Origin of the sequence: Streptomyces sp. NBC_00597 (assembly GCF_041431095.1) — a bacterium.
Taxonomy (GTDB): domain Bacteria; phylum Actinomycetota; class Actinomycetes; order Streptomycetales; family Streptomycetaceae; genus Streptomyces.
Map to the genome: position 1 here is coordinate 4,343,034 of NZ_CP107757.1, position 26,066 is coordinate 4,369,099.

General features: G+C 72.5%; 20 protein-coding genes. 8 read left to right on the forward strand and 12 right to left on the reverse strand.

The window, feature by feature from the left end; all coding sequences use genetic code 11:
- Window positions 1–83: 83 nt before the first annotated feature.
- The 5 genes from OG974_RS19385 to OG974_RS19405 all read right to left on the reverse strand — a co-directional run bounded on the left by OG974_RS19385 (window position 84) and on the right by OG974_RS19405 (window position 7,405).
- Window positions 84–1,244, reverse strand: a complete 1,161-nt coding sequence (locus tag OG974_RS19385; protein WP_327283960.1) for an acyl-CoA dehydrogenase family protein — start codon at window positions 1,242–1,244, stop codon at window positions 84–86.
- Window positions 1,241–3,214, reverse strand: a complete 1,974-nt coding sequence (locus OG974_RS19390) for a biotin carboxylase N-terminal domain-containing protein (RefSeq protein ID WP_327283961.1) — start codon at window positions 3,212–3,214, stop codon at window positions 1,241–1,243. The genes OG974_RS19385 and OG974_RS19390 overlap by 4 nt, the downstream gene beginning before the upstream one ends.
- A gap of 8 nt (window positions 3,215–3,222) precedes the next feature.
- On the reverse strand, window positions 3,223–4,821 hold the full coding sequence (locus OG974_RS19395) for a carboxyl transferase domain-containing protein (protein WP_328763083.1): 1,599 nt from the start codon (window positions 4,819–4,821) through the stop codon (window positions 3,223–3,225).
- Window positions 4,818–6,533, reverse strand: a complete 1,716-nt coding sequence (locus OG974_RS19400) for an acyclic terpene utilization AtuA family protein (protein WP_327285690.1) — start codon at window positions 6,531–6,533, stop codon at window positions 4,818–4,820. Before OG974_RS19400 ends, OG974_RS19395 begins: the two co-directional genes overlap by 4 nt.
- Window positions 6,534–6,604: 71 nt before the next feature.
- Window positions 6,605–7,405 carry a TIGR03084 family metal-binding protein gene (locus OG974_RS19405; RefSeq protein ID WP_327283963.1) on the reverse strand — a complete coding sequence of 267 codons (801 nt, stop codon included), beginning with the start codon at window positions 7,403–7,405 and terminating at the stop codon, window positions 6,605–6,607.
- Window positions 7,406–7,731: 326 nt separating this feature from the next.
- On the opposite strand from OG974_RS19405, the gene OG974_RS19410 reads away from it, so the two are divergent.
- On the forward strand, window positions 7,732–9,345 hold the full coding sequence (locus OG974_RS19410) for an alpha/beta fold hydrolase (RefSeq protein ID WP_371643881.1): 1,614 nt from the start codon (window positions 7,732–7,734) through the stop codon (window positions 9,343–9,345).
- A 64-nt stretch (window positions 9,346–9,409) separates the two neighbouring features.
- Here OG974_RS19410 and OG974_RS19415 read toward each other — a convergent pair whose 3' ends face one another.
- Window positions 9,410–10,354 (reverse strand): EamA family transporter, encoded by a 945-nt coding sequence (locus tag OG974_RS19415; protein ID WP_327283965.1) that lies wholly within the window; start codon window positions 10,352–10,354, stop codon window positions 9,410–9,412.
- 138 nt (window positions 10,355–10,492) lie between these two features.
- On the opposite strand from OG974_RS19415, the gene serC reads away from it, so the two are divergent.
- Window positions 10,493–11,611 (forward strand): phosphoserine transaminase, encoded by a 1,119-nt coding sequence (serC, locus tag OG974_RS19420; RefSeq protein WP_328763084.1) that lies wholly within the window; start codon window positions 10,493–10,495, stop codon window positions 11,609–11,611.
- 172 nt (window positions 11,612–11,783) lie between these two features.
- Entirely contained in the window at window positions 11,784–14,930 is a 3,147-nt protein-coding gene (locus OG974_RS19425) for a sacsin N-terminal ATP-binding-like domain-containing protein (protein ID WP_371643884.1), read from the forward strand.
- 25 nt (window positions 14,931–14,955) lie between these two features.
- Here OG974_RS19425 and OG974_RS19430 read toward each other — a convergent pair whose 3' ends face one another.
- Both OG974_RS19430 and OG974_RS19435 read right to left on the reverse strand, forming a co-directional pair.
- Window positions 14,956–17,415, reverse strand: a complete 2,460-nt coding sequence (locus tag OG974_RS19430; RefSeq protein WP_371643886.1) for an HAD-IC family P-type ATPase — start codon at window positions 17,413–17,415, stop codon at window positions 14,956–14,958.
- 151 nt (window positions 17,416–17,566) lie between these two features.
- On the reverse strand, window positions 17,567–17,866 hold the full coding sequence (locus OG974_RS19435) for a DUF2530 domain-containing protein (protein WP_327283969.1): 300 nt from the start codon (window positions 17,864–17,866) through the stop codon (window positions 17,567–17,569).
- Between the two features lie 149 nt (window positions 17,867–18,015).
- On the opposite strand from OG974_RS19435, the gene OG974_RS19440 reads away from it, so the two are divergent.
- Window positions 18,016–19,473 (forward strand): NCS2 family permease, encoded by a 1,458-nt coding sequence (locus OG974_RS19440; protein WP_327283970.1) that lies wholly within the window; start codon window positions 18,016–18,018, stop codon window positions 19,471–19,473.
- Here the strand turns inward: OG974_RS19440 and OG974_RS19445 are convergent.
- Window positions 19,466–19,648 carry a ribbon-helix-helix protein, CopG family gene (locus tag OG974_RS19445; protein ID WP_327283971.1) on the reverse strand — a complete coding sequence of 61 codons (183 nt, stop codon included), beginning with the start codon at window positions 19,646–19,648 and terminating at the stop codon, window positions 19,466–19,468. The two genes, OG974_RS19440 and OG974_RS19445, sit on opposite strands and share 8 nt — an antisense overlap.
- A gap of 118 nt (window positions 19,649–19,766) precedes the next feature.
- Here OG974_RS19445 and OG974_RS19450 point away from each other — a divergent pair, with 118 nt between their 5' ends.
- The 3 genes from OG974_RS19450 (at window position 19,767) to OG974_RS19460 (ending at window position 22,379) form a co-directional block, all read left to right on the forward strand.
- Window positions 19,767–20,204: a MarR family winged helix-turn-helix transcriptional regulator gene (locus OG974_RS19450; protein ID WP_030156888.1), complete on the forward strand. Its 438-nt coding sequence runs from the start codon at window positions 19,767–19,769 to the stop codon at window positions 20,202–20,204.
- Between the two features lie 25 nt (window positions 20,205–20,229).
- Window positions 20,230–21,582: an MFS transporter gene (locus OG974_RS19455; protein ID WP_327283972.1), complete on the forward strand. Its 1,353-nt coding sequence runs from the start codon at window positions 20,230–20,232 to the stop codon at window positions 21,580–21,582.
- Window positions 21,583–21,827: 245 nt separating this feature from the next.
- The gene (locus tag OG974_RS19460; RefSeq protein ID WP_327283973.1) at window positions 21,828–22,379 is read left to right on the forward strand and encodes a YceI family protein; all 552 of its coding nucleotides are present in this window, start codon (window positions 21,828–21,830) and stop codon (window positions 22,377–22,379) included.
- 8 nt (window positions 22,380–22,387) lie between these two features.
- Here OG974_RS19460 and OG974_RS19465 read toward each other — a convergent pair whose 3' ends face one another.
- Window positions 22,388–23,389, reverse strand: coding sequence for a WD40 repeat domain-containing protein (locus tag OG974_RS19465; RefSeq protein WP_371643890.1), 1,002 nt, complete (start codon window positions 23,387–23,389; stop codon window positions 22,388–22,390).
- 76 nt (window positions 23,390–23,465) lie between these two features.
- Between OG974_RS19465 and OG974_RS19470 the strand changes: the two genes are divergently transcribed.
- Window positions 23,466–24,158, forward strand: a complete 693-nt coding sequence (locus tag OG974_RS19470) for a GDSL-type esterase/lipase family protein (RefSeq protein WP_327283975.1) — start codon at window positions 23,466–23,468, stop codon at window positions 24,156–24,158.
- Window positions 24,159–24,274: 116 nt separating this feature from the next.
- Here OG974_RS19470 and OG974_RS19475 read toward each other — a convergent pair whose 3' ends face one another.
- Together OG974_RS19475 and thpR are read right to left on the reverse strand one after the other, a co-directional pair.
- A complete protein-coding gene (locus OG974_RS19475; RefSeq protein WP_327283976.1) occupies window positions 24,275–25,264 on the reverse strand; it encodes an aldo/keto reductase in 990 nt (329 codons plus the stop codon).
- Between the two features lie 202 nt (window positions 25,265–25,466).
- Window positions 25,467–26,018: an RNA 2',3'-cyclic phosphodiesterase gene (thpR, locus tag OG974_RS19480; RefSeq protein ID WP_327283977.1), complete on the reverse strand. Its 552-nt coding sequence runs from the start codon at window positions 26,016–26,018 to the stop codon at window positions 25,467–25,469.
- Window positions 26,019–26,066 lie beyond the last annotated feature (48 nt).

Here is a 26,066-nt window from a genome sequence, read left to right on the forward strand (position 1 = left end):
CCAGGCTGTCCCTTTCGGATCGCACTCCCTCCGCTACCGCTGGGAGGCGCCCCGGGCCCGCGGCCGGATCCGAAAGAGACGGCCTAGTAGGACTTGGGGAGGCCGAGGGTCTGGTGGGAGATGAAGTTGAGGATCATCTCTCGGCTGACGGGGGCGATGCGGGACACCCTGGAGGCGGTGATCAGGGCGGCCAGACCGTATTCGCGGGTGAGGCCGTTGCCGCCCAGGGTGTGGACGGACTGGTCGACCGCCTTCACGCAGGCCTCGGCGGCGGCGTACTTGGCCATGTTCGCGGCTTCCCCGGCGCCCGTGTCGTCGCCCGCGTCATACAGGTGTGCGGCCTTCTGCATCATCAGGCGGGCGAGTTCGAGGTCGATGTGGGCGGCGGCGAGGGGGTGGGCGATGGCCTGGTGGGCGCCGATCGCCTCCTTCCAGACCTGGCGGGTCTTCGCGTAGTCGACGGCCTTGTCGAGGGCGTGACGGCCCATGCCGATGGCGAAGGCGGCGGTCATGATGCGCTCGGGGTTGAGCCCGGCGAAGAGCTGGAGCAGGCCGGCGTCCTCGTCGCCGACGAGGGATTCGGCGGGCAGCCGCACCTCGTCCAGGACCAGTTCGAACTGCTTCTCCGCCGCCTGGAGTTCCATCTCGATGACGGAGCGGGAGAAGCCGGGGGTGTCGCGCGGCACGATGAACAGGCAGGGCTTGAGGCTCCCCGTCCGGGCGTCTTCGGTGCGCCCCACGATGAGGGTGGCGTCGGCGATGTCCACGCCGGAGATGAAGACCTTGCGCCCGGTCAGCACCCACTCGTCGCCCTCGCGGCGGGCGGTGGTGGTGATCCGGTGGGAGTTGGAGCCGGCGTCGGGTTCGGTGATGCCGAAGGCCATGGTGCGGCTGCCGTCGGCGAGGCCGGGCAGCCAGGCCTGCTTCTGGGCCTCGGTGCCGAAGCGGGAGATGACCGTGCCGCAGATGGCGGGCGAGACGACCATCATCAGCAGGGGGCAGCCGGCGGCGCCCAGCTCTTCGAGGACGATGGAGAGTTCGGCGATGCCGCCGCCTCCGCCTCCGTACTCCTCGGGGAGGTTGACCCCGAGGTAGCCGAGCTTGGCGGCGTCGGCCCACAGCTCGTCGGGGTGGCCGCCCTCACGGGCGACGCGGGCGAGGTAGTCGCGCCCGTAACGCTGCCCGAGGGCGGCGACGGCGGCGCGCAGGGCCTTGTGCTCTTCGGTTTCGACGACGGAGCTCATGCTGGCGTTTCCTCCTGGACTACGGCGAGCAGGGCGCCGAACTCGACCTGGTGGCCGAGCGTGGCGTGGAGCGCGGTGAGCGTGCCGGAGGCGGGCGAGACGATGCGGTGCTCCATCTTCATGGCCTCCAGCCAGAGCAGGGGCTGCCCGGCGGTGACGGCGGCGCCGGGGGCGAGGCCCTCGGCGACGCGGACGACGGTGCCGGGCATGGGGGCGAGCAGGGAGCCGGGTTCGGTGCGGTCCTGGGGATCGGCGAACCGGGGGACGGGGGTGAGGGTGTGCGCGCCGAGCGTGGAGTCGATGTACGTCTCGGCCTGCGCGCCCTCGGCGTTCGATTTGCGTTTCACGTGGAACATCCGGCGGACGCCCTCGACTTCGAGGCTGACGCGCCCGGGTTCCACGGAGAGGACTCGAACGCCGGGGTGGTCCACGAGCTCCGGGGGTCCGCTGCGGACGGGCCGGTAACGGACCTCGTACGCGGTGCCGGCCGCGCTGTAGCGGCGGATCTGCGGCTGGGAGCGGAGGTTGCGCCAGCCGCCGAGCCGGGTGGCGAGCGGGGCGTCCGCGGCCGGTGCGGCGGCGGCGAGCGCGGCGGCGACCGCGGACAGGGTGGCGTCCGGGGCGCCTTCGGTGAGGGACCCGAGGTGGCGTTCGTAGAACCCGGTGTCGAGCCGTGCCTCGGCGAACTCCGGGTGGCGCAGGGAGCGTACGAGGAGCTCCCGATTGGTGGTGAGACCGTGGATGCGGGCTCCGGCCAGGGCGTGGGCGAGGACGCGGACTGCCTCGGCCCGGGTGGGGGCGTGGGCGACGACCTTGGCGAGCATCGGGTCGTAGTGGACGCCGACGGTGTCCCCGTCGGCGAATCCGGTGTCCACGCGGACCTTCCCCCCGGCTTCGCCGAGGGGACCCCCGCCGGGGACGTCGAGGGTGTGCAGGACTCCGGTCTGGGGGCGCCAGTCCTGGGCGGGGTCCTCGGCGTACAGGCGGGCCTCGACGGCGTGGCCGGTGGGCTCGGGGGGTGTCAGCGGCAGGGCCGCACCCTCGGCGATGCGCAGTTGCAGGGCGACGAGGTCGAGTCCGAAGACGGCTTCGGTGACGGGGTGTTCCACCTGGAGGCGGGTGTTCATCTCCAGGAAGTACGGCCGCCCGTCGGCGGCGACGAGGAACTCGACGGTACCCGCGCCCTGGTAGGAGACCGCGCGGGCGGCGGCGACGGCGGCCTCGTGGAGGGTGGTGCGCAGGGTCTCGGGGAGTGCCGGTGCCGGGGCCTCCTCGATGACCTTCTGGTGACGGCGCTGGAGGGAGCAGTCGCGGGTGCCGAGTGCCCAGACGGTTCCGTGGGAGTCGGCGAGGATCTGGACCTCGACGTGGCGGCCGCGCTCGACGTAGGGCTCGGCGAAGACCTCGCCGTCGCCGAAGGCGGAGGCCGCCTCGGCGGAGGCCGCCTGCATCTCCTCCTTGAGGGTGTCGAGGTCGCGTACGACGCGCATGCCGCGTCCGCCGCCGCCCGCGGCGGCCTTGAGGAGAAGGGGCAGGTCGGCGGCGGTGGCAGCAGCCGGGTCGACGGGGTCGAGGAGCGGGACCCCGGCGGCGCGCATCAGCTCCTTGGCCCGGGTCTTGGAGGCCATCGCCTCGATGGCTTCGGGCGGCGGGCCGATCCAGGTGAGTCCGGCGGCGGCGACGTCGCGGGCGAAGCCTGCGTTCTCGGACAGGAATCCGTAGCCGGGGTGGACGGCGTCCGCGCCTGCGGCGAGGGCGGCCTTGATGACCAGGTCGCCGCGCAGGTAGGTGTCGGCGGGGGCGGCGCCGGGCAGGCGCACGGCCGCGTCGGCCTCCCGTACGTGCAGGGCGTCGGCGTCGGGGTCGGAGTGGACGGCGACGGTGGCCAGGCCCAGGGCGCGGGCGGTGCGGAAGACGCGGACCGCGATCTCACCGCGGTTGGCGACCAGGAGGGAGGTCAGGTTCGTCATGTGCGGGCTCACATCCGGAAGACGCCGAAGCCGCCGCGGGCGCCCTCGACGGGGGCGTTGTGGACGGCCGACAGGCACAGGCCGAGGACGGTACGGGTGTCGCGCGGGTCGATGACCCCGTCGTCGTACAGCCGCCCGGACAGGAACATCGGCAGGGACTCGGACTCGATCTGCGCCTCGACGAAGGCGCGCATGCCGGCGTCGGCCTCTTCGTCGTACGGCTGTCCCTTCGCGGCGGCGGACTGGCGCGCCACGATGGACAGGACGCCGGCGAGCTGCTGGGGGCCCATGACGGCGGACTTGGCGCTGGGCCAGGCGAAGAGGAACCGCGGCTCGTAGGCGCGGCCGCACATGCCGTAGTGGCCGGCTCCGTAGCTGGCGCCGATGAGGACGGAGAGGTGGGGGACGCGGGAGTTGGAGACCGCGTTGATCATCATCGAGCCGTGCTTGATGATGCCGCCCTGCTCGTACTCCTTGCCGACCATGTAGCCGGTGGTGTTGTGGAGGAAGAGGAGCGGGATGTCACGCTGGTTGGCCAGCTGGATGAACTGGGCGGCCTTCTGTGATTCGGCGCTGAACAGCACGCCCTGGGCGTTGGCGAGGATGCCGACCGGGTAGCCGTGCAAGGTGGCCCAGCCGGTCACCAGGCTGGTGCCGTAGAGGGGCTTGAACTCGTCGAAGTCGGAGGCGTCGACGATGCGGGCGATGACCTCGCGGGGGTCGAAGGGGGTCTTGAGGTCCGCGGGGACGATGCCGAGGAGTTCCTCCGGGTCGTACTTCGGCTCCTCGGCGCGGGGCGGGGCCGCGTGGGCCCGGCGGTGGTTCAGGCGGGCCACGACCCGGCGGGCCCGGCGGATCGCGTCGTGCTCGTCGAGGGCGTAGTAGTCGGCGAGTCCGGAGGTGCGGGCGTGCATGTCGGCTCCGCCGAGGGACTCGTCGTCGCTCTCCTCGCCGGTGGCCATCTTGACGAGCGGCGGACCTCCGAGGAACACCTTGGAACGGTCCTTGATCATGATGGTGTGGTCGGACATCCCCGGGACGTACGCGCCTCCGGCGGTGGAGTTGCCGAAGACGACGGCGACGGTGGGGATGCCGGCGGCCGAGAGCCGGGTCAGGTCGCGGAAGATCGCCCCGCCCGGGATGAAGATCTCCTTCTGGGAGGGGAGGTCGGCGCCGCCGGACTCGACGAGGCTGATGCACGGCAGGTTGTTCTGGCGGGCGATCTCATTGGCCCGCAGGGCCTTCTTGAGCGTCCAGGGGTTGGAGGCGCCGCCGCGGACCGTGGGGTCGTTGGCGGTGACCAGGCATTCGACGCCCTCGACGGTGCCGATGCCGGTGATCATGGAGGCGCCGACGGGGTAGTCGCTGCCCCAAGCGGCGAGCGGGGACAGCTCCAGGAACGGGGTGTCCGGGTCGAGGAGCAGCTCGATGCGCTCGCGGGCGAGGAGCTTGCCGCGGTCCTTGTGGCGGGCCGTGTACTTCTCGCCGCCGCCGATGAGGGCCTTGGCGTGCTCGGCGTCCAGCTCGGCGAGACGGGCGGTGGCGGCCGCATGGTGGGCGAGGTAGTCGGGGGCGTGCGGGTCTACAGCGGTGGTGAGGCGGGTCATGAGCGGTTCCCCTCCGGGGTGAGCAGGAGGTGGGCGGGAATGTCGACGTGCCGGGCGCGCAGCCATTCGCCGAGGGCCTTGGCCTGGGGGTCGAAGCGGTGCGCGGAGGCGACGCCGGCGCCGAGGATGCCGGGGACGGTGAAGTTGAGGGCGCGGAGGTTGGGGAGGGCGTGCCGGGTGACGGGCAGCGGGCCCGTCTCGGGGAGCAGCGCCTTGAAGGTGTCCACCGTGAGGGTGGTGTGGAGCCAGTCCCAGGCGTCGTCGCGTTCGACCCAGACGCCGATGTTGGCGTCGCCGCCCTTGTCGCCGCTGCGGGCGCCGATCAGCGTGCCGAGGGGGACGCGGCGGGTGGGTTGCCCTGCGGGTGCCTCAGGCGGTGCGGTGCGGATGGGTTCCGCCTCCGGACCCCCGTCCCGGGGCTCCGCCCCGGACCCGGCGGGGGCTCCGCTCCCGAGCCCTCCCCCGGCTGCCGCCGGGGTGACCCCCAGGTCCTCGGACGCCGTGCGGGCCGGCACCGCGAGGCGGGTGCCGTCGGGGAGGACCGCCACGTGGGGGACCGAGGGCGCGGGGACGGCCGAGGAGGTGAAGACTCCGTACGGCTGGGCCGGGCCCGGCGGGGTGGTGACGTGGAAGCCCGGGTAGCTGGCCAGGGCGAGTTCGATGGCCTCGGAGGTCAGTGCGCGGCCGACCCGCTCCGGCGAGGGGTCCCGCACCACCAGGCGCAGCAGCGCGCTCGCCGTCTCCTCCGTCGCGGCGTCCTCGTGGTCCGTGCGGGCCAGGGTCCACTCCGCGGTGGCCACCTGGGACAGGGCGTCGGCCAGCTGTGCCCGGACCAGGGCGGCCTTGGCCTCGATGTCCAGGCCGGTCAGGACGAAGACCACCTCGTTGCGCCAGCCGCCGATGCGGGTCACGCCCACCTTGAGGGTGGGGGGCGGGGGTTCGCCGACGACTCCGGTGACGGCCACCCGGTCGGGTCCGGCGTCCGTCAGCCGGACCGTGTCCAGGCGGGCCGTGGCGTCGGGGCCGAGGTAGCGGGGGCCCTGGGTTTCGTAGAGGAGTTGGGCCGTGACCGTGCCGGCCGATACGACTCCGCCGGTACCCGGGTGCTTCGTGATCACCGCCGAGCCGTCTTCGGAGATCTCCGCCAGCGGGAACCCGGGTCGGCGGACGTCGTGCGCGGTGAAGAAGGCGTAGTTGCCGCCGGTGGCCTGGGTCCCGCACTCCAGGACGTGGCCCGCCACCACGGCTCCGGCCAGCCGGTCGTAGTCGTCGGGCGCCCAGTCGAACCACCAGGCCGCCGGCCCGCTGACCAGGGCCGCGTCGGTGACGCGGCCCGTGACGACCACGTCCGCGCCCGCCCGCAGGCAGGCGGTGATGCCGGCGCCGCCGAGGTACGCGTTCGCGGTCAGCGCGCCCTGCGCGAACGGCATCAGGTCATCACCCTCGACGTGGGCGACCGACACCGGGATCCCGGCCTCGGAGGCGAGCATGCGGATCGCGTCGGCCAGTCCCGCCGGGTTCAGGCCGCCCGCGTTGGCGACGATGCGCACCCCCCGCTCGTGCGCGAGGCCGAGGCCGTCCTCCAGCTGGCGCAGGAAGGTCTTGGCGTAGCCGAGGCCGGGGTCCTTCAGTCGGTCGCGGCCGAGGATCAGCATGGTCAGCTCGGCGAGGTAATCGCCGGTCAACACGTCCAGCGGGCCGCCGGTCAGCATGTCCTCGAAGGCGCTGAAGCGGTCGCCGTAGAACCCGGAGGCGTTGCCGATGCGCAGCGGGCGGCGGCCGGTCACCGGGTGGCTCCGGGGGCGCGGCCGGGGCCCGCGGGGCCCGCGAAGGCCTGGGCGATGTCCAGCCAGCGGTCGGCGTCGGGGCCGGTCGCGGTCAGGGCGAGGTCGGCGCGGTGGGCCCGCTGGGTCACCAGGAGGCAGAAGTCGAGGGCCGGGCCGGTGATCCGGTCCGCCGCCCCCTGCGGCCCGTACGTCCAGGGCTCGCCGCCGTCCGGGGGCAGGAGTTCCACCCTGAACTCCGCGTCGGGCGCGGGCAGTCCCCGTACGGAGAACGCGTAGTCGCGGGCCCGGACGCCGATGCGGGCCACGTGCCGCAGTCGGGCGGTGGGGGTGCGGCGCACACCGAGAGCGTCCGCGACGTCCTGGCCGTGCGCCCAGGTCTCCATCAGGCGGGCGCTCGCCATGGAGGCGGCCTTCATCGGCGGCCCGTACCAGGGGAACCGGGTGTCGGGCGGGGCCGCGGCGAGCGCCTCGTCGAGGGCTGCGCGGCCGGCCCGCCAGTGGGCCAGCAGCTCGTCGGGCGGTAGCGCGGCGCCTCGTGCGGCGCCTTCGTCCACGAAAGAGTCGGGGGACTTGACCGCCTCCTCGACCAGGGCGGCGAAGCCGTCGGCGTCGGTGAGGGAGATCAGCGCGGCCCGGTCGGTCCAGTGCAGGTGGGCGATCTGGTGGGCGACGGTCCAGCCCGGCGCGGGGGTGGGCCCGGCCCATCCGGCGTCGGGCAGGTCCCGTACCAGGGTTTCGAGTTCGAGGCCTTCCTCGCGCAGATCTGCGAAGACGGCGACAGCTGACGGATCGAGCACGGCGGGCTCCCCTTTCGGCGTGAGGGGAAGACTGGCAGCCGTCGGCAAAACAATCAAGCATGCTTGCATGATTTGGCCGCCGAACACTTCCTTCGCGCCATCGCCCCCAACTGGCGCGGACGGAGGGTGATTTGGCGTCCGGCGTCGCCCCGGGCAGGTCCGGGACCGCCGGCTGCGCCGGCAGCGAAGGGGGCGATTTCGGCCGTACGTCGGAATCCGCCGAAACATCACCGGATGTCGCATCGATACTGAACGCTTCGTTCCCCGCTCCGGGCCCAGAGCGCGCGCACCCACGTTCCCTCACTCGACGAAGAGGACGAACCGACGTGAACCCAGCCGCTTTCTCCCTCTATCCCGAACTCGACGCGACCACCCTGACCGCCTTCGTCACCGCTCTGGAGACCGGCGACGTCACCGGCCTCGGCCCCGCCCGCGCCGCCGAGGTCGCCGACGTCCGGTCCGTCGCCGTCTTCAGTCGCGTCAAGGTCGCCGGGGCCGACGGGGACCTGCTCGACGCCGCGATGTGGCGCCACAACGGGGGCCGGCCGCGGCCGGTGATCGTGATGCCCTCGCCGTGGACGACCCACGGCTGGCTCCCCTACGCCGTCCAGGCCAGTGTCTTCGCGGCGCGCGGCTACAACGTCCTCGCGTACAGCACCCGCGGCTTCGCCGGCTCCGAGGGCCAGGTCGAGGTGGCCGGTCCGCTCGACGTCGCCGACGGCAGCCGCGCCCTGGACCACCTCATCGAGCGCTCTGCCGGCCCGGTCACCAGGATCGGCTTCCTGGGGGACTCGTACGGATCGGGCATCAGCCAGCTCGTCGCCGCCCACGACACGCGCGTCGACGCGGTGGTGGCGCTCAGCACCTGGGGCGACCTCGGCGAGGCGTTCTACGAGAACCGGACCCGGCACGTGGCCGCCGTGGAGGCGCTGCTCAAGGCCGCGGGGAAGGCCCGGCTGAGCCCGCAGACGCAGAGCGTGTTCGAGAACGTCCTCGCGGGCCGCGACATCCAGGGCACCCTGCGCTGGGCCGAGCAGCGCTCGCCGTTCAGCCACGTCAAGGAGCTCAACCGCCGCCAGGTCCCGGTCTACTTCTCGCACGCCTGGCACGAGACGCTCTTCCCGGGCAACCAGACCCTGAAGATGTTCAACGAGCTCATCGGCCCCAAGCGCCTCGACCTCTCCATCGGCGACCACTCCGGTCCCGAAATGACGGGCATGATCGGCCTGCCCAACCGGATCTGGACCAACGCCCACCGCTGGTTCGACCACCACCTCAAGGGCATCGACAACGGCATCGGCGCCGAGGGCCAGATCCTCGCCGAGGTCATGTGGAGCCAGACCCTGGAACCCCGCCCCACCTGGCATTCCGTCACCGAGCACGTGCGCCGACTGCACCTGGCGGGCAGTGCGGAGCTCGCCGAGCAGCCCGAGGCCGGCTGGAGCACGAGCGTCTTGTGCGGGGTGGACACCCCGGCGACCGTCGCCGACGCGATCGTGCTCTGCGGGTACGACGAGATCGCGGGCCGCCCCAAGGCCTACCAGACCGGCGACATCGACCGCACCGTCACCGCGGTGTGGACCGCGGAGCCGGAGGCGGAGACCCTGCGGCTGCGCGGCGTCCCGCGGCTGCGCGTCACGTACCGGGCCCCGAACCCCAAGTCGTCGTTCGTCGCGTACCTGCTCGCCGCCGCACCCGACGGGACGGCGCACATCGTCACGCACGCCCCGTACTGCGACCTCGACTCGCCGGCCGACAGCCTGGTCAGCGCCGACATCGAGCTGCAGGCGACGGCGTACGACGTCCCGCGCGGGCACCGGCTGATGCTGGTGATCGACGCCCGCGACCCGTTCTACGGGGACGCCAACCTGCCGCGCGCGACGCTGGCCTTCACCTCCCCGGAGGCCACGCCGTCGTACCTGGACCTGCCGCTGGGATGACGGCCGGCCCAGGGCGCGCCCGTCCCGTCGAACACCCCGCGGCCGGCGGGGCGGGCGCGCGGCCTCAGGCGGCCGGTTTGCGGGTCTGGGAGCGGACCGCGCCCATGCTCGCCGCGATGACCAGCGCGATCGCGAGCGCGTCGAGCGCCGACATCGCCTGGTTCAGGAGCAGGAACCCGGCCGTGGCCGCGATCGCCGGCTCCAGGCTCATCAAGATGGCGAAGGTCGGTGCGGGCAGGCGGCGCAGCGCCAGGAGCTCCAGGGTGTACGGCAGGACGGAGGACAGGACGGCGACGCCGGCGCCCAGCGCCAGCGTGCTCGGCACGAGGAGCGCGGAACCGGCTTGGACGACGCCCAGCGGGAGCGAGAGCACCGCGGCCACGGCCATGGCCAGCGCCAGCCCGTCCGCCTGCGGGAAGCGGCGGCCCGTACGCGCGCTGAACACGATGTACGCCGCCCACATCGCGCCCGCTCCGAGCGCGAAGGCGGTGCCCGGGAGGTCGAGGCCGCCGAAGCCGCTCCCGCCCCCGTGCCCGGCCAGCAGGGCGACACCGGCCAGGGCCAGACCGGCCCACAGCAGGCTCACCGGGCGGCGTGAGACGACGACCGACAGGACGAGGGGGCCGAGGACCTCAAGGGTGACGGCCGGGCCGAGCGGGATGCGGTCGATGGACTGGTAGAAGAGCCCGTTCATGCCGGCCATCGCCACGCCGAAGGCGACGACGGTGCCCCAGTCCGCCCGCGAGTACCCGCGCACCTTCGGGCGGCACAGGAGCAGCAGCACCAGCGCGGCGGCCGCGAGCCGCAGCGTCACCACGCCAGCGGCACCCGCCCCCGGCATGATCATGACGGCGAGCGCGGCGCCGAACTGCACCGAGATCCCCGCCGTGACCACCAGCACGACCGGACCGAACCGGGACGGCCCCGCGGGGGCCGGGAGCGCCGGGGCCGCGGGGGCGGTGCCCGCCGGAGCGGGGGTGGGGACGGGTGCGGGGGAGGATGCGGGCATTAATCCAGACTAAGGGGTATGTAAGGGCCACGTCGCCGTGTGCCGCCTTACCCCATCCCGGTCTTCCGGCCTGGGACGTTCGTCTCATCGGGTGGACGCGCCTCCGAAGCGTGGACCCGGACCGGATACGCTCCGCTCGTGGCTGAGATCCAGATTCCCGCTGACATCAAGCCCGCCGACGGACGCTTCGGCGCGGGCCCCTCCAAGGTGCGGATCGAGGCGCTGGACGCCCTCGCCGCCACCGGTACCTCCCTGCTCGGAACCTCGCACCGCCAGGCCCCGGTCAAGAACCTGGTCGGCTCGGTGCGCCAGGGCATCCGGGACCTGTTCTCGCTGCCCGAGGGCTACGAGGTGATCCTGGGCAACGGCGGCTCCACCGCCTTCTGGGACATCGCGACGGCCGGGCTCATCGAGCGCAAGTCCCAGCACCTCACGTTCGGCGAGTTCTCGTCCAAGTTCGCCAAGGCCGCCAAGCTCGCTCCGTGGCTGGACGAGCCGACCGTGATCTCCTCCGAGCCGGGCACCCACCCCGAGCCGGTGGCCGAGGCAGGCGTCGACGTGTACGCCTACACGCACAACGAGACCTCGACGGGTGTGGCGGCGCCGGTCAAGCGCGTCGCGGGCGCCGACGCCGGGTCCCTCGTCCTGGTGGACGCGACCTCGGGCGCCGGCGGTCTGCCGGTGGACATCACCGAGAGCGACGTCTACTACTTCGCCCCGCAGAAGTCCTTCGCCTCCGAGGGCGGCCTGTGGCTGGCGGCGTTCTCCCCGGCGGCCCTGGAGCGTGCGGCGCGCGTCCACGCGTCGGGCCGGCACATCCCGGAGTTCTTCTCGCTGCCCACGGCGATCGACAACTCGCTGAAGAACCAGACGTACAACACCCCGGCGCTCTCCACCCTCTTCCTGCTGAACCAGCAGCTGGAGTGGATGAACGGCCAGGGCGGCCTGGAGTTCACGACCGGCCGTACGGCGGCCAGCGCGCGCAACCTGTACGGCTGGGCGGAGGCGTCGAAGTACGCGAGCCCGTTCGTCGTGGACGCCGACAAGCGCTCCGCCGTCATCGGCACGATCGACTTCTCGGACGACATCGACGCGGCCGCCGTGGCCAAGGTGCTGCGCGCCAACGGCATCGTGGACACCGAGCCGTACCGCAAGCTCGGGCGCAACCAGCTGCGCGTCGCGATGTTCCCGGCGATCGACCCGGCGGACGTGCAGGCGCTGACCGCGTGCATCGACTACGTGATCGACAAGCTCTGACACCACCCCGCACCGCGCACCCGTACGGAGCCCCCGGCGACCTCGTGTCGCCGGGGGCTCCGTCGTCGCCCGGGGCAGAGTCGGGCCCGTCCGCCCCGACCGGCGGGGCCCGCACGCGATACCTTCAGGGCCTCGGCATTCGGTGGATGCAGTACAGCTTGGAGGCAGCGGCGTGAGCGTGCGAGTGACGGCGGCCCAGGGTGGCGTGGACCCCTTCGGCACGGCCCGGCTGCGGCGCGGGGTGCTCGATGCCTGGGGCGCGGGCCCAGCCCGGTTCCGCGAGGACGCCAACGCAGAGGAGGACCTGGCCCTCGGCGGCTACCGCGACCGGCTCGTCGTCGAGCTGGCGCAGAACGCCGCCGACGCCGCGGCCCGGGCCCGGGTGCCCGGCCGGCTGCGGCTCACCCTGCACTCCGGCGGGGGCGGTCGGCCCGGCGTGTTGGCCGTCGCCAACACCGGTGCCCCGCTGGACGCGACGGGCGTGGAGTCGCTGAGCACCCTGCGGGCCTCCGCGAAGCGGGAGCCCGCAGGGGCCGCGGGCTCCGCCGAAACCGTCGGCCGCTTCGGCGTCGGCTTCGCGGCGGTCCTCGCGGTGTCCGACGAGCCCGCCGTCATGGGCCGCCACGGCGGTATCCGCTGGTCCCTGGCCGAGGCCCGCGAGCTGGCCCGTGAAGCAGCCAACGGCAGCCCCGGCCTCGGCGACGAACTGCGCCGCCGCGACGGGCACGTCCCGCTGCTGCGCCTGCCGTTGCCCGCCGAGGGGGCCGCCCCCGAGGGCTACGACACCGTGGTCGTCCTCCCGCTGCGCGACGCCGCCGCCGAAGACCTGGTGCAGCGCCTGCTGGCCGGCATCGACGACGCCCTGCTGCTCACCCTGCCCGGGCTGCGGGAGATCGTCGTGGAGACCCCGGCCACCGGGCACCGCGTGCTCTACCGGCGTACCGAGGGCCCGTACACCGTCGTCCAGGACTCGGCCGGAGCCGCCGGCGGCGAGACCCGACGCTGGCGCACCGTCCGCCACAGCGGCCCCATCGAGCCCGCCCTCCTCGCGGACCGGCCGGTCGAGGAGCGGCTGCGGCCCCACTGGACGGTCTCCTGGGCCGTGCCCGTCGACACCGACGGCGCTCCCGTACGTCCCGCCACCGCGCCCGTGGTGCACGCACCGACCCCGACCGACGAACCCCTGGGCATCCCCGCCCTGCTCATCGCGACGCTGCCGCTCGACACCGCCCGCCGGCACCCCGCGCCCGGGCCGCTGACCGACTTCCTGGTGGAGCGCGCGGCCGATGCGTACGCCGAACTGCTCGGCGACTGGGACCCGGTGAGCACCGGGCTCGTGGACCTCGTACCCGGGCCGCTCGGCAAGGGCGTGCTGGACGGGGCGCTGCGCGCGGCCGTGCTCGGACGGCTGCCGCGGACCGCGTTCCTGGCCCCGGCCGCCCCGGCCGAGCACGCCGAGGAGCGGGCCGCGCTGCGCCCCTTCGAGGCCGAGGTGGTGGAGGGCGCGGGCGCCGACACCGTACGGGTCCTCGCGGAGGTCCTCCCGACCCTGCTCCCGGCCGGGCTGGAGCGCCGGCCCGAGCTGCGCACGCTGGGCGTGGGCCGGCTGCCGCTGGGCGACGCCATCGAGCGGATCGCGGGCATCGAACGCACCCCGGACTGGTGGCACCGGCTGTACGACACCCTGGCCGGGGTGGATCCGGACCGGCTGTCGGGTCTGCCGGTGCCGCTGGCCGACGGGCGGACCACGATCGGCCCGCGGCACGTGCTGCTGCCCGACGCGGACACCCCGAAGGACCTGGCCCGGATGGGGCTCAAGGTGGCCCATCCGGACGCGGCGCACCCGCTGCTGGAGCGCCTCGGCGCCCTCCCGGCCACGCCCCGCGCGGTCCTGACGACCCCGCAAGTGCGGGCGGCGGTGGCCGCCTCCCTCGACGCGGGCGAGATCTGGGACGAGGACGCCCTCGACGCCGACGAGCTGGCCGAGGTGGTGCTGGGCCTGGTCCGGGACGCCGACCTGGCGCCGGGCGACGAGCCGTGGCTGGGCGCGCTGGCCCTCCCCGACGAGGACGGGGAACTGGCGCCCGCGGGCGAGCTCCTGCTGCCCGGCTCCCCGCTGGCCTCGGTGATCCGCGAGGACGAAGTCCCGTACGTGGACGCCGAGCTGGCCGACCGGTGGGGCGCGCAGCCGCTGACCGCCTGCGGGGTGCTGGCCGCCTTCCAGCTGGTCCGCGCCACCGACGTGGTCCTCGACCCGGACGAACTGGAGCCCCGCGACGGCGACTTCGCCGAGCCCGACGACGCAGGCCTGCTGGACGCGGTCGACGTGTGGTGCGAGGACGTACTGGACCAGCTCCCGGACACCCCGCTCCCGCCGGTGGCGACCGAGCTGGTGGCCGTGCGCGACCTCGACCTGATCGACGACGACTGCTGGCCGCAGGCCCTGGCCATGCTCGCGCAGCCCCCGCTGCGCGACGCGCTGACCCAGCCCGTACGGGTCCTGCTTCCGGACGGCACCACGCAGTCGGTGCGCCCGTACACCGCCTGGTGGCTGCGCGACCACCCGGTCTTCGACGGACGCCGCCCGGCGGGCCTGCGCGCGGCGGGCGGGGACCCGCTGCTGTCGGGCCTGTACACCTCGGCGGACGCCACGGGCTTCGAAGACGAGCAGGTCCTGCGGGCGCTGGGCGTCCGCACGACCGTGCCGGCCCTGCTGGAGGAACCCGGCGGCGCCGCCGAACTGCTGAGCCGGCTCGCCGATCCGGAGCGCGAGGTGTCGGACCGCCAGCTGCACGCCCTGTACGGGGCCCTGGCCGATCTGGACCCCGAGCAGGTCACCCTCCCGGACGAGCTGCGCGCGGTGGTGGACGGCGAGATCCGTGTGGTGGACGCGGCCGATGCGCTGATCGCGGACGCCCCGGACCTGCTGCCGCTGACGGAGGGCCTGCCGCTGCTGCCGGTGGCCCCGGCCCGAGCGGGCGACCTGGCGGACCTCCTCCAGGTCCGCCGCCTCTCGGAGACGGTGCCGGCGGAGGTCACGACGCCGGGCGAGGAGCACGAGGTCCCGGAGCCGGTGCTGCTCCTGCTGGGGCCCTCGGCGCCGCGCACCTACGTCGAGCACGAGGAGCTGATCGCGGGCGGCGTGGAGCTCGACTGGCGGCAAACCCCGGACGGCACCCTCCACGCCTCCACCCTGGAGGGCGTGGCGGCGGGCCTGGCCTGGGCGGCGGGCCAGTGGCCGCGCCGCTTCGAGGTCGCGGCCCTGCTGGAGGACCCGTCCCGCACGGCCGAACTGGCCCGGGACCGCTGGTTCGACTAGGTCCTGGTCACGGGGGGGGCGGCGGTCAGGCGGGGAACCTGCGGTTGACCCAGCGGAACGTGAACTCGATCAGGGCCGAGGCCGCCGTCGCGATGCCCACGGCCATCCACGGCAGCTGCGTGCCCACGAGCTTCAGCTGGAAGAAGTCCTGGAGCCACGGAACGACGAGGACCAGCAGGAACGCCCCGCCCATCGCGCCGACCAGGACCAGCCGCCACCACGTGTACGGGCGGGCGATGATCGCCAGGACCCACATCGAGGTGAGGAACAGCGTCAGCGTCGCCGCGCTCGTCTCGGCGTTCAGCTGGTCCGGGCCGGTGTAGTGGTGGCGGGCGAGCAGGTACGTCACGAAGGTGGCCACGGCCGCGATCACGCCGCCGGGGATGGCGTACCGCATCACCCGTTTCACGAAGTGCGGCTTCGCCCGCTCCTTGTTCGGGGCGAGGGCCAGGAAGAAGGCCGGGATGCCGATGGTGAGGGTGGACAGCAGCGTCAGGTGGCGCGGCAGGAAGGGGTACTCCACCTGCGAGCAGACCACCAGGATGGCCAGCAGTACCGAGTAGACCGTCTTCGTCAGGAACAGGGTGGCGACGCGGGTGATGTTGCCGATGACCCGGCGACCCTCGGCGACCACCGACGGGAGGGTGGAGAAGCTGTTGTTGAGGAGGACGATCTGGGCCACCGCCCGGGTCGCCTCCGAGCCCGAGCCCATGCTCACGCCGATGTCCGCGTCCTTGAGCGCGAGCACGTCGTTGACGCCGTCGCCCGTCATGGCGACCGTGTGGCCCTTGGACTGGAGCGCGCCCACCATGTCGCGCTTCTGCTGCGGGGTGACCCGGCCGAAGACGCTGTTCTCGTCGAGGACCCGGGCCATGTCGGCCTGTTCGCTCGGCAGCCTGCGCGCGTCGATGGTGTCCTCGGCGCCCGGTAGGCCGAGTTTGCCGGCGACCGCGCCGACGGAGACCGCGTTGTCGCCGGAGATGACCTTCGCCCGGACCTTCTGGTCCTCGAAGTAGCGCAGGGTGTCGGCGGCGTCGGGGCGCAGCCGCTGTTCCAGGACGATCAGGGCGGAGGGCCGGGCGCCGGTCCCTACGGCCGGGTCGTCGAGCTCGCGCGCGGCCCGGGCGAGCAGCAGGACGCGCAGGCCCTGTTCGTTGAGTTCGTCGACCTCGTCGAGGGCCGGGTCGCCGGCCGGGAGGAGGACGTCGGGGGCGCCGAGCAGCCAGGTGCTGTTCTCGCCGTCGCCCTCGCTGAAGCTGGCGCCGCTGTACTTGCGGGCGGAGGAGAAGGGCAGGGACTCGGTGCAGCGCCACTCGGCGCTGACCGGGTAGGCGTCGATGATCGCCTGGAGGCTGGCGTTGGGGCGCGGGTCGGACTCGCCGAGCGCGCCGAGAACCTTCTTGACGTACGAGTCCTGCGCGCCGCCGAGCGGGCGGAGCTCGGTGACGTCCATGCCGCCCTCGGTGAGGGTGCCGGTCTTGTCGAGGCAGACGACGTCGACGCGGGCGAGGCCTTCGATGGCCGGCAGCTCCTGCACCAGGCACTGTTTGCGGCCGAGCCGGATGACGCCGATCGCGAAGGCGACGGAGGTCAGCAGGACCAGGCCCTCGGGGATCATCGGGACGATGCCGCCGACGGTGCGGGCGATGGCGTCCTTGAGGTTGTTCTCCTTGACGACGAGCTGGCTGATGATCAGGCCGATCGAGGTCGGGATCATCATCCAGGTGACGTACTTGAGGATGGTGGAGATGCCGGAGCGCAGCTCGGAGTGGACGAGCGTGAAGCGGGTGGCCTCTTCGGCCAATTGGGCCGCGTAGGCCTCGCGGCCGACCTTGGTGGCGGTGAACGCGCCGCCGCCGGCGACGACGAAGGACCCGGACATGACGGGGTCGCCGGGCTTCTTCAGGACGGGGTCGGCCTCGCCGGTGAGCAGGGACTCGTCGATCTCCAGTCCGTCGGCCTCGCCGACGGATCCGTCGACGACGACCTTGTCGCCGGGTCCGAGTTCGATGACGTCGTCGAGGACGATCTCGGAGGTGGAGATCCCGGCGGTCCGGCCGTCGCGGCGGACGCTGGGTTTGGCTTCGCCGATGACGGCGAGTCCGTCCAGGGTCTTCTTCGCGCGCATCTCCTGGATGATGCCGATGCCGGTGTTCGCGATGATCACGTAGCCGAAGAGGCTGTCCTGGAGCGGCGCGACGATGAGCATGATCACCCAGAGGACGCCGATGATGGCGTTGAACCGGGTGAAGACGTTGGCGCGGACGATGTCGGCGGTGGAGCGGCTGCTGCGGACGGGCACGTCGTTGACGGCTCCGCGGGCGACGCGTTCGGCGACTTCGGCGGTGGTGAGGCCGCCGGGCTTGAAGCGCGGTGCTGGTGGCCGGACGGGGTGCACGGGGTCCAGCTCCGCGCCCGCATCGATGGCGGCGGCGGTGCCCACCGGCTCGGAACCATTGGGGTCGGTCTGTGCCCGCTGCGTCATGCAATCGACGGTAAAGGGGGTTTTACCGCTTCACCCGCCGAGAAGTCCGAAGATCCGACTTCGGGATGACCCGAATCGTCCCCCGGTCGGGCACGACCCGCCGGGCGGCCGACTGCCGGCGCGGGGCGCCGACGGATCGGAGCGGCTGACGTCAGCCGGTGTGCGGAGCCGGGTCGGCGCCGCCCCCCTCACCCCGCGCGGCCAGCGCCGCGGCGTGGCGCTTGAGGGCGGCGTCGCGGCCCCGGACGTACCAGACGCCGATCAGGCCGAGGACGCCGCCGGCCGCGCAGCACCAGACCCACCACAGCAGGTCCCGGTCGGCGAACCAGCCGTAGAAGGGGAGCTGGACCAGGAACACGGCGAACCAGATGATCGTGCCGCCGGTGACGGTCGCGACGACCGGACCCTCAAGGGGCTCGGGCGCCTCGTGCTTCGCAGTCCATTTCGCCATGCCCTCAAGTCTAGGTGCGCAGAAACGGGGTCTACGCGCGGAGATGGACGGGCTTTCGTTCATGTGTTCATACTGAAACTGTGTGGGCATGGCCCATTTTCTTCGTATGAAACCCCTAATGCCCCGCAATGAGGACCGTAGAGGACCGTATGAGCACGTCGGCCCCCGCCCCTGCGCCCGCCACCCTCCCGGACCCGGCCCCCCAGGGGTCGTCCGGCCTGGACCGCCATTTCAAGATCTCGGAGCGCGGCTCCACGATCGCCCGTGAGGTGCGCGGCGGTTTCGCCACCTTCTTCGCGATGGCCTACATCATCGTGCTGAACCCGATCATCCTGGGCAGCGCGAAGGACATGTACGGGCACCAGCTCGACAGCGGCCAGCTCGTCACCGCCACCGTCCTGACGGCGGCCTTCACCACGCTGCTGATGGGCGTCATCGGCAACGTCCCGATCGCGCTCGCCGCCGGCCTCGGCGTGAACACCGTGGTCGCCCTCCAGCTCGCCCCGCGCATGAGCTGGCCCGACGCCATGGGCATGGTCGTCCTGGCCGGCTTCGTCGTGATGCTGCTGGTCGCGACGGGCCTGCGCGAGCGGGTCATGAACGCCGTCCCGATCGGCCTGCGCAAGGGCATCGCGATCGGCATCGGCCTGTTCATCATGCTGATCGGCCTGGTCGACTCGGGCTTCGTCACCCGCATACCGGACGCCGCGCACACCACCGTGCCGCTCCAGCTCGGCACGGGCGGCCACCTGCACGGCTGGCCGGTCCTGATCTTCGTCGTCGGCGTGCTGCTGACCCTCGCCCTACTGATCCGCAAGACGCCCGGCGCGATCCTGATCTCCATCGTGGTCATGACCGTGGTCGCCGTCGCCGTCCAGCTGGTCGTCGACCTGCCGGACTCCGGCTGGGGCCTGACCGTGCCCGAATGGCCGGGCAACCCGGTGGCCGCGCCCGACTTCGGGCTCGTCGGTCAGGTCAGCCTGTTCGGCGGCTTCGGCAAGGTCGGCATGCTGACGGGCGTCCTCTTCGTCTTCACCGTGCTGCTGTCCTGCTTCTTCGACGCCATGGGCACGATCCTCGGCGTCGGCGACGAGGCCAAGCTGATCGACAAGGACGGCAACTTCCCCGGCATCAACAAGGTGCTGCTCATCGACGGCCTGGCCGTCGCCTCCGGCGGCGCCACCTCGTCCTCGGCCACCACCTGCTTCGTGGAGTCCACGGCCGGCGTCGGCGAAGGAGCCCGTACCGGCCTGGCGAACGTCGTCACCGGCGCCCTCTTCACCGTGGCGCTGTTCCTGACCCCGCTCGCCACCATGGTCCCGTCCCAGGCGGCCACCCCCGCGCTCGTGGCGGTCGGCTTCCTGATCCTGGCGGGCTCGGTCAGGGACATCGACTGGAGCGACTTCACCATCGCCGTCCCGGCCTTCCTGGCCATGGTGACGATGCCCTTCACGTACTCGATCACCAACGGCATCGGCTTCGGCTTCATCAGCTTCTGCGTGCTGCGCCTGGCGACCGGCCGGGGCCGCGAGGTCCCGGCTGCCCTGTACGTGGTGTCGGCGGTGTTCGTCTTCTACTACGCGATGCCGGCCCTCGGCCTCACGTAAGACCGTAGAACTTCTCCGTCTCGTCGACGGCCGCATTGAAGCGCTCGTCGAAGTCATCGCGAATGAGCGTCCGGACGACATAGTCCTGGACGCTCATTCCGCGTTTTGCGGCATGCGTCCGGAGGCGGTCGAGCAGCTCCCCGTCTATGCGCATGCTCAGCACGTGTGTCCCCATGGCGAAAGAGTCGTGGCACGGACCGCCGACGCGTGTCACTTTCCGCTGCCGACTCACCCGTACGAGTGACACGGTTAAATGGCGTTCTTTAGAGAGAGTAATGAGGTAGTCTAAAGACATGCTCGACCTTACGCATGGCGACGACGCTGCCGCCGTGAACGACCTCCGCTCCGCCGTCATGCGGCTGGGCCGGCGCCTGAAGCACCAGCGCGTCGACGAATCGCTGAGCCCGACCGAGATGTCGGTCCTCGGCACCCTCGCCCGCTGCGGCCAGGCCACCCCCGGTGAGCTGGCCCGCCGCGAGCACGTCCAGCCACCGTCGATGACCCGCATCGTGGCGCTGCTGGAGGCCAAGGGTTTGGTCAGGCTCCAGCCGCACCCGGACGACCGCCGCCAGAAGGTGGTCACCCAGACCGAGGAAGCCGAAGCGATGCTCGAAGAGAGCCGTCGCAAGCGCAACGCCTTCCTCGCCGGGCTCGCGGCCGAGCTCACCGAGGACGAATGGGCCAAGCTGCGCGAGGCCGCGCCCGTCCTGGAGAAGCTCGCGCACCTGTAGGAACGACGCCAGGAGGCGAACGCTTTTGAGTACGGGAAACGGAGCAGATTCCGCACCCGGCCATACACCCACCACTACCACTGCGCGTACGACGCGCTCCGCGGGCGCGAACTCCATGTTCAGCTCGCTGAAGATCCGGAACTACCGGCTCTTCGCCATGGGACAGGCGGTGTCCAACACCGGCACCTGGATGCAGCGCATCGCCCAGGACTGGCTGGTCCTGTCCCTGACCGGCTCGGCCTCCGCCGTCGGCATCACCATCGCACTGCAGTTCCTGCCGATGCTGATGTTCGGCCTCTACGGAGGCGTCCTCGCGGACCGGCTGCCCAAGCGTCCGCTGCTGCTCGTCACGCAGACCCTGATGGGTCTGACCGGTATCGCCCTGGCGGCGCTCACCCTGGCCGGACACGTCCAGGTGTGGCACGTGTACTTCGCGGCCTTCCTGCTGGGCCTCGTGACCGTCGTGGACAACCCCGCCCGGCAGACGTTCGTCTCCGAGATGGTCGGCAAGGACCAGCTCGCCAACGCCGTCAGCCTGAACTCGGCGAACTTCCAGTCCGCGCGGTTGGTCGGCCCGGCCGTCGCCGGTGTGCTGATCACCGCCGTCGGCTCCGGCTGGGCCTTCCTGCTGAACGGGTTTTCCTTCGCCGCACCGGTCGCCGGCCTGCTGCTGATGCGGACGCGTGAACTGCGCCCGGTCGAACCGCAGCCGCGCGCCAAGGGCCAGCTGCGGGAGGGGCTGCGCTACGTCGCCGGCCGCCCGGAGCTGATCTGGCCGATCGTGCTGGTGGGCTTCATCGGCACCTTCGGGTTCAACTTCCCGATCTGGTTGTCGGCGTTCGTCAGCGACGTGTTCCACGGAGACGCGGGCACGTACGGACTCTTCAACACGCTGATCGCCGCCGGCTCCCTGGCGGGCGCGCTGCTGGCGGCCCGGCGCGGGCACTCGCGGCTGCGGCTGCTGGTCGCGGCGGCGCTGCTGTTCTCCGCCCTGGAGGTCGTGACGGCCTTCGCGCCCGGGTTCTGGCTGTTCGCGGCGCTGCTCGTGCCGATCGGGATGTTCGGGCTGACGGTCAACGTGACCGCGAACGCGAGCGTCCAGATGGCCACCGACCCCGAGATGCGGGGGCGGGTGATGGCCCTGTTCATGATGGTGTTCACCGGTGGCACCCCGATCGGTGCGCCGGTCGTCGGATGGGTGACGGACACGTACGGGGCCCGGATCGGCATGGCCGCGGGCGGCCTCGTCTCCCTGGCGGCCGCCGCGACGATCGCGGTGGTCCTGTCCCGGGTGGGCAACCTCCGGCTGAGCGTGAGCCGCAACGGAGTCACGTTCGTCCCGGTCCCGCGCAGCCGGGAGCTGGTCACGGCGGCCTGAGCCCGGGCCACGGGAGCGAGCCCCTCCGCACGGCAGCTCGGCGTGGCCGTCGGGGCCGGCCCGGGATCACGTCCGACGTGATCCCGGGCCGACGACCCGCAGGGGCGCACGCGTCGCTGGTCAGGGTGCACTCTGCCGCTGCCCCGTGCGTCCGGCCGGGACCGGCATCGGTTGCGCCCTAGCGTGAATGCGCAACGATCCGGCCCCACCGCCGCCGGATCCCGGCCCTTCGGAGACTCCCCACCATGACCGCCAACATCTCTGAGCTCACCGGGGACTACATCCTCGACCCCGCGCACACCCGGATCGGCTTCGTCGCCCGCCACGCCATGGTGACCAAGGTCCGCGGCGCCTTCCACCAGTTCGAGGGATCCGCGCACCTGGACGGCGCCGATCCGGCCCGCTCCACCGCCCAGGTGGTGCTCAAGACCGAAAGCATCGACACCGGCGTCGAACAGCGCGACCAGCACCTGCGCACCAACGACTTCCTGGACGCTCCCAACTTCCCGGACATCACCTTCCGCAGCACCTCGGTCGAGTCCCTTTCCGACACCGACTACCGCGTCACCGGTGACCTGACCATCAAGGACACCACCCGCCCGGTCGCCATCGACTTCGAGTACACCGGCAATGCCGTCGACCCCTACGGCAACCTGCGGGTCGGCCTGGAGGGATCGTTGACCATCTCCCGCAAGGACTTCGGCGTGACCTGGAACGCGGCCCTGGAAGGCGGCGGCGTACTGGTCGGCGACAAGGTCGTCCTGGAGTTCGACATCTCCGCGATCAAGCAGGGCTAGCAGCCCGCTCAGGCGTCGCCGCGGGGGCGGCGGCGCAGCAGCCGCTTGGCTCCCAGGACCAGGGCCGTACCCACGGCCAGGACGGCCGCGCCCTTCGTGAAGTCGCCCCCGCCCTGCTCGCCCGCGGGGCCGGGGGCCGCCGACGCACCCGGCTCCGCGGGAGCGGGGGTGCCGGAGCCGCCGGCCGCCGGCTTCACCGGGACGGCCACCACCCGGCTGGACTCCCCCTCCGAGCCGAACAGCAGCGTCGACCCGTCCGCCGAGTACGTCACCGACTCGGCCTGCCCCTGCCACGGCGCGTCCACCCGCTCGCCCTCGCCCTCGGGCCGCCCGTCCTTCCACGGGTAGGTCCGCGCGAAGAAGTAGCCGCGCAGCGCGAGCCGGCCGCCGTCCGGAGAGAACGCCCCGTCCGTGACCCACGGCAGGTCCGCCACCCGCTTGAACACGTTCGTGCCCGACGCGGACAGCTGCTGCGGCCCCTCGTACAGCCCGCCCTTGTCCTCGCTCTTGCTCGCGATGTACACCCGGCCCGTCACCGGATGCACCATCAGCGCCTCGGCGTTGCGCGGCCCGTCGGCGTACTTCACGGTGAACTGCTCGGCCTTGACCGTGACGTCGGCCAGCTGCTTCGGCTCCGGGAACCGGTAGATCCAGACGTGGTCCCAGGTCCCGCCCAGGTTGTCGCCGATGTCGCCGACGTACAGCTGCCCGTCCGGTCCCAGCGAGATCGCCTCGACGTCGCGCGGGGCCCCGATGCCGGTCAGGGTCACGCGGGCCACGGTCTTGCCGGTCGCCGAGTCCACCGCGTACACGTACGGGCCGTCGTCGCTGTCGTTGTGCGTCCAGTACACGCCGGGATGGATCCGGCTCGCGGCCAGGCCGCTCGACTCCTTGATCCGCGGGTCGGTGATGGTGAACCCCGACGTGCCGGCGGGGGTCCCGGCGGCCGCGGCGGCCGAACCCGGCAGCACGACAAGGGCAATGACGGCGGTCAACGGCAGCAGTCGCATGGAACAAGCCTGCCAGGGTGCCCCGCGTGTCCGGCATCACAGGGGCTCCCGGCGCGTGATCCGCGATGATGACCGGATGCGTTTCATGTTCGTCGGCGACTCCATGACCATCGGACGCGCCGGCGACTACACCTGGCGCTACCGGATGTGGCAGCACCTCGATGCCACCTTCGGCGGTCCGTACCGGATCGTCGGTCCGCGCTGCGAGCTCTTCGACACCTGCGCGAACGAGCCGGTCAGCCACGCCTACGCCGACCCCGGCTTCCCGGAGCACGCCCGCCGCCACCTCGCCGGCTGGGGCGAGGGCTGGCAGCACATGGCCCCGCTCATCGGCTCCGCCGTGCGCTCCGGGCGGGCCGACGTCCTGCTCGTCTCCCTCGGCCTGATAGACCTCGGCTTCTACACCGCCGCCGAGGAGACCGCGGCCAACGCCCGCCGCTTCGTCGCGGAGGCCCGCGCCGCCCGCCCCGACATCCGGATGGTGCTGCTGCCGGTCATACCGAACGTGCGGGCCGAGTCCGACGCGCCGTTCGCGGCCGAGGTCTCCCGGTTCAACGAACTCCTCGCGAAGGCCGTCGCCGACCTGTCGACCGAGGCCTCGCCGATCCTGCTGGCCGCGCGCCCGGACGCGTACGAGATCCACCGGGACACCTACGACGGCACCCACCCCAACGCCTCCGGCGAGCACCGCCTGGCCGGGGAGTTCGCGGCGGTCCTGCACCAGGCGTGGGGCATCGGCGGCCCCTACCGGCCCGCCGAGGACCCGTAACGCCCGCTGCCCCGAAGGGGCTTGCCCGACCGGTGTGCGCCGCCGCACCGGGGCGGTGCGGCGACGTTCACCTGCGGCTCAGACCCGGTTCACCCGGTTCACCGGATCCATCGGGTTCACCAGGCGAACGCCTCGGGCGAGGGCCCCGGGCCGGGGAAGATCTCGTCCAGGCCGGCGAGCACCTCCTGCGACAGCTCCAGGTCCAGCGCGCGCACTGCGCTCTCCAGCTGCTCTGCCGTCCGGGGACCCACGATCGGCCCCGTCACCCCGGGCCGGGTCAGCAGCCAGGCCAGTGCCGTCTCGCCGGGTTCCAGGCCGTGCTTGTCGAGCAGGTCCTCGTACGCCTGCACCTGGGCCCGTACGGAGGAGTTGGCGAGGGCGTCCGCGGACCGTCCGGAGGCGCGGCGGCCGCCCTCGACCTCCTTCTTGATGACGCCGCCGAGCAGCCCGCCGTGCAGCGGGGACCACGGGATCACGCCGAGCCCGTACTCCTGGGCGGCCGGGACGACCTCCATCTCGGCGCGCCGCTCGGCGAGGTTGTACAGGCACTGCTCGCTGACCAGCCCGACCGAGCCGCGCCGGGCGGCCGTCTCGTTGGCCTGGGCGATCTTGTAGCCGGGGAAGTTCGACGACCCGGCGTAGAGCACCTTGCCCTGCTGGATCAGCACGTCGACGGCTTGCCAGATCTCCTCGAAGGGGGTCCGGCGGTCGACGTGGTGGAACTGGTAGAGGTCGATGTAGTCCGTCTGGAGCCGCTTGAGGCTGGCCTCGACGGCCCGGCGGATGTTCAGCGCCGAGAGCCGGTCGTGGTTGGGCCACGGGTCGCCCTCGGCGGCCATGTTCCCGTACACCTTCGTGGCCAGCACGGTCTTGTCCCGCCGGCCGCCGCCCTGGGCGAACCAGGTGCCGATGATCTCCTCGGTGCGGCCCTTGTTCTCGCCCCACCCGTAGACGTTGGCGGTGTCCACGAAGTTCAGGCCCGCGGCGAGCGCGGCGTCCAGGATGGAGTGGCTGGTGGGTTCGTCTGTCTGCGGACCGAAGTTCATCGTGCCGAGTACAAGTCGGCTGACCTTGAGTCCGGTGCGTCCGAGCTGTGTGTACTTCATGGGCCCCAAGCCAACTGCCTGGAGTCCACTCCAGGCAAGGGCTCGCGGGCAGGAGTCACTGGCCCACGGCGGCCGCCACTGCCACGACGACGAACATCAGTACGAGCACACCGGCCATCACACGGTTTCGGGTCTTGGGATCCACCCGTCGAGCGTAACGCGGCCGTACCGGGTCCCCGTACCGAGGGCGGGGACGGCGGGGTCAGCCACCCAGCGGCCAGGCCTCGACGACCTCGTAGCGGGGCTGTTCCCCGGGCACGCCGCCGGTCGGGAGGTTGCTGCGGACCAGGCTGAGTTCCCGCACCTGCCAGGGCGTGCCCTCGAAGCCCGAGAGGGCCTCCAGGTAGGGGCTCAGATGGGTGCCGCCCTGGCTGCGGGCCAGGGTGAGGTGGGCGGTGTACCGGCGGTGCTGCTCCATCGGCACTCCGGCCCGGCGGGCGGCGGCGTCGGCCCGCTCGGCGAGCATCCGCATCTGGTCGAGCCCGCCGGCGGCGCCGGCCCACAGGGCGCGCTCGCCGAAGTGCCCGCAGCCGTGGATGCGCAGCGAGAAGGGGTCCGTGCGGTGGGCGGCGCGCGCCAGGCGGGCGTGCAGGTCCGGCAGGAGCGGGTCGTGCACCTCGCCCATGAAGGCGAGGGTGAAGTGCCAGCCCGCCTCCCCGGTCCAGCGCAGCCGGTCGTCCCGGACGCCCTGCACGGCCCGGCGCAGCTCGTCGACGGCCCCCTGGGGCGGCATCACCGCGGCAAACAGCCTCATGGGCGCGAGCCTAACGCGCACCGCGGGGCCGGGGGCAGTGCTCCCCGG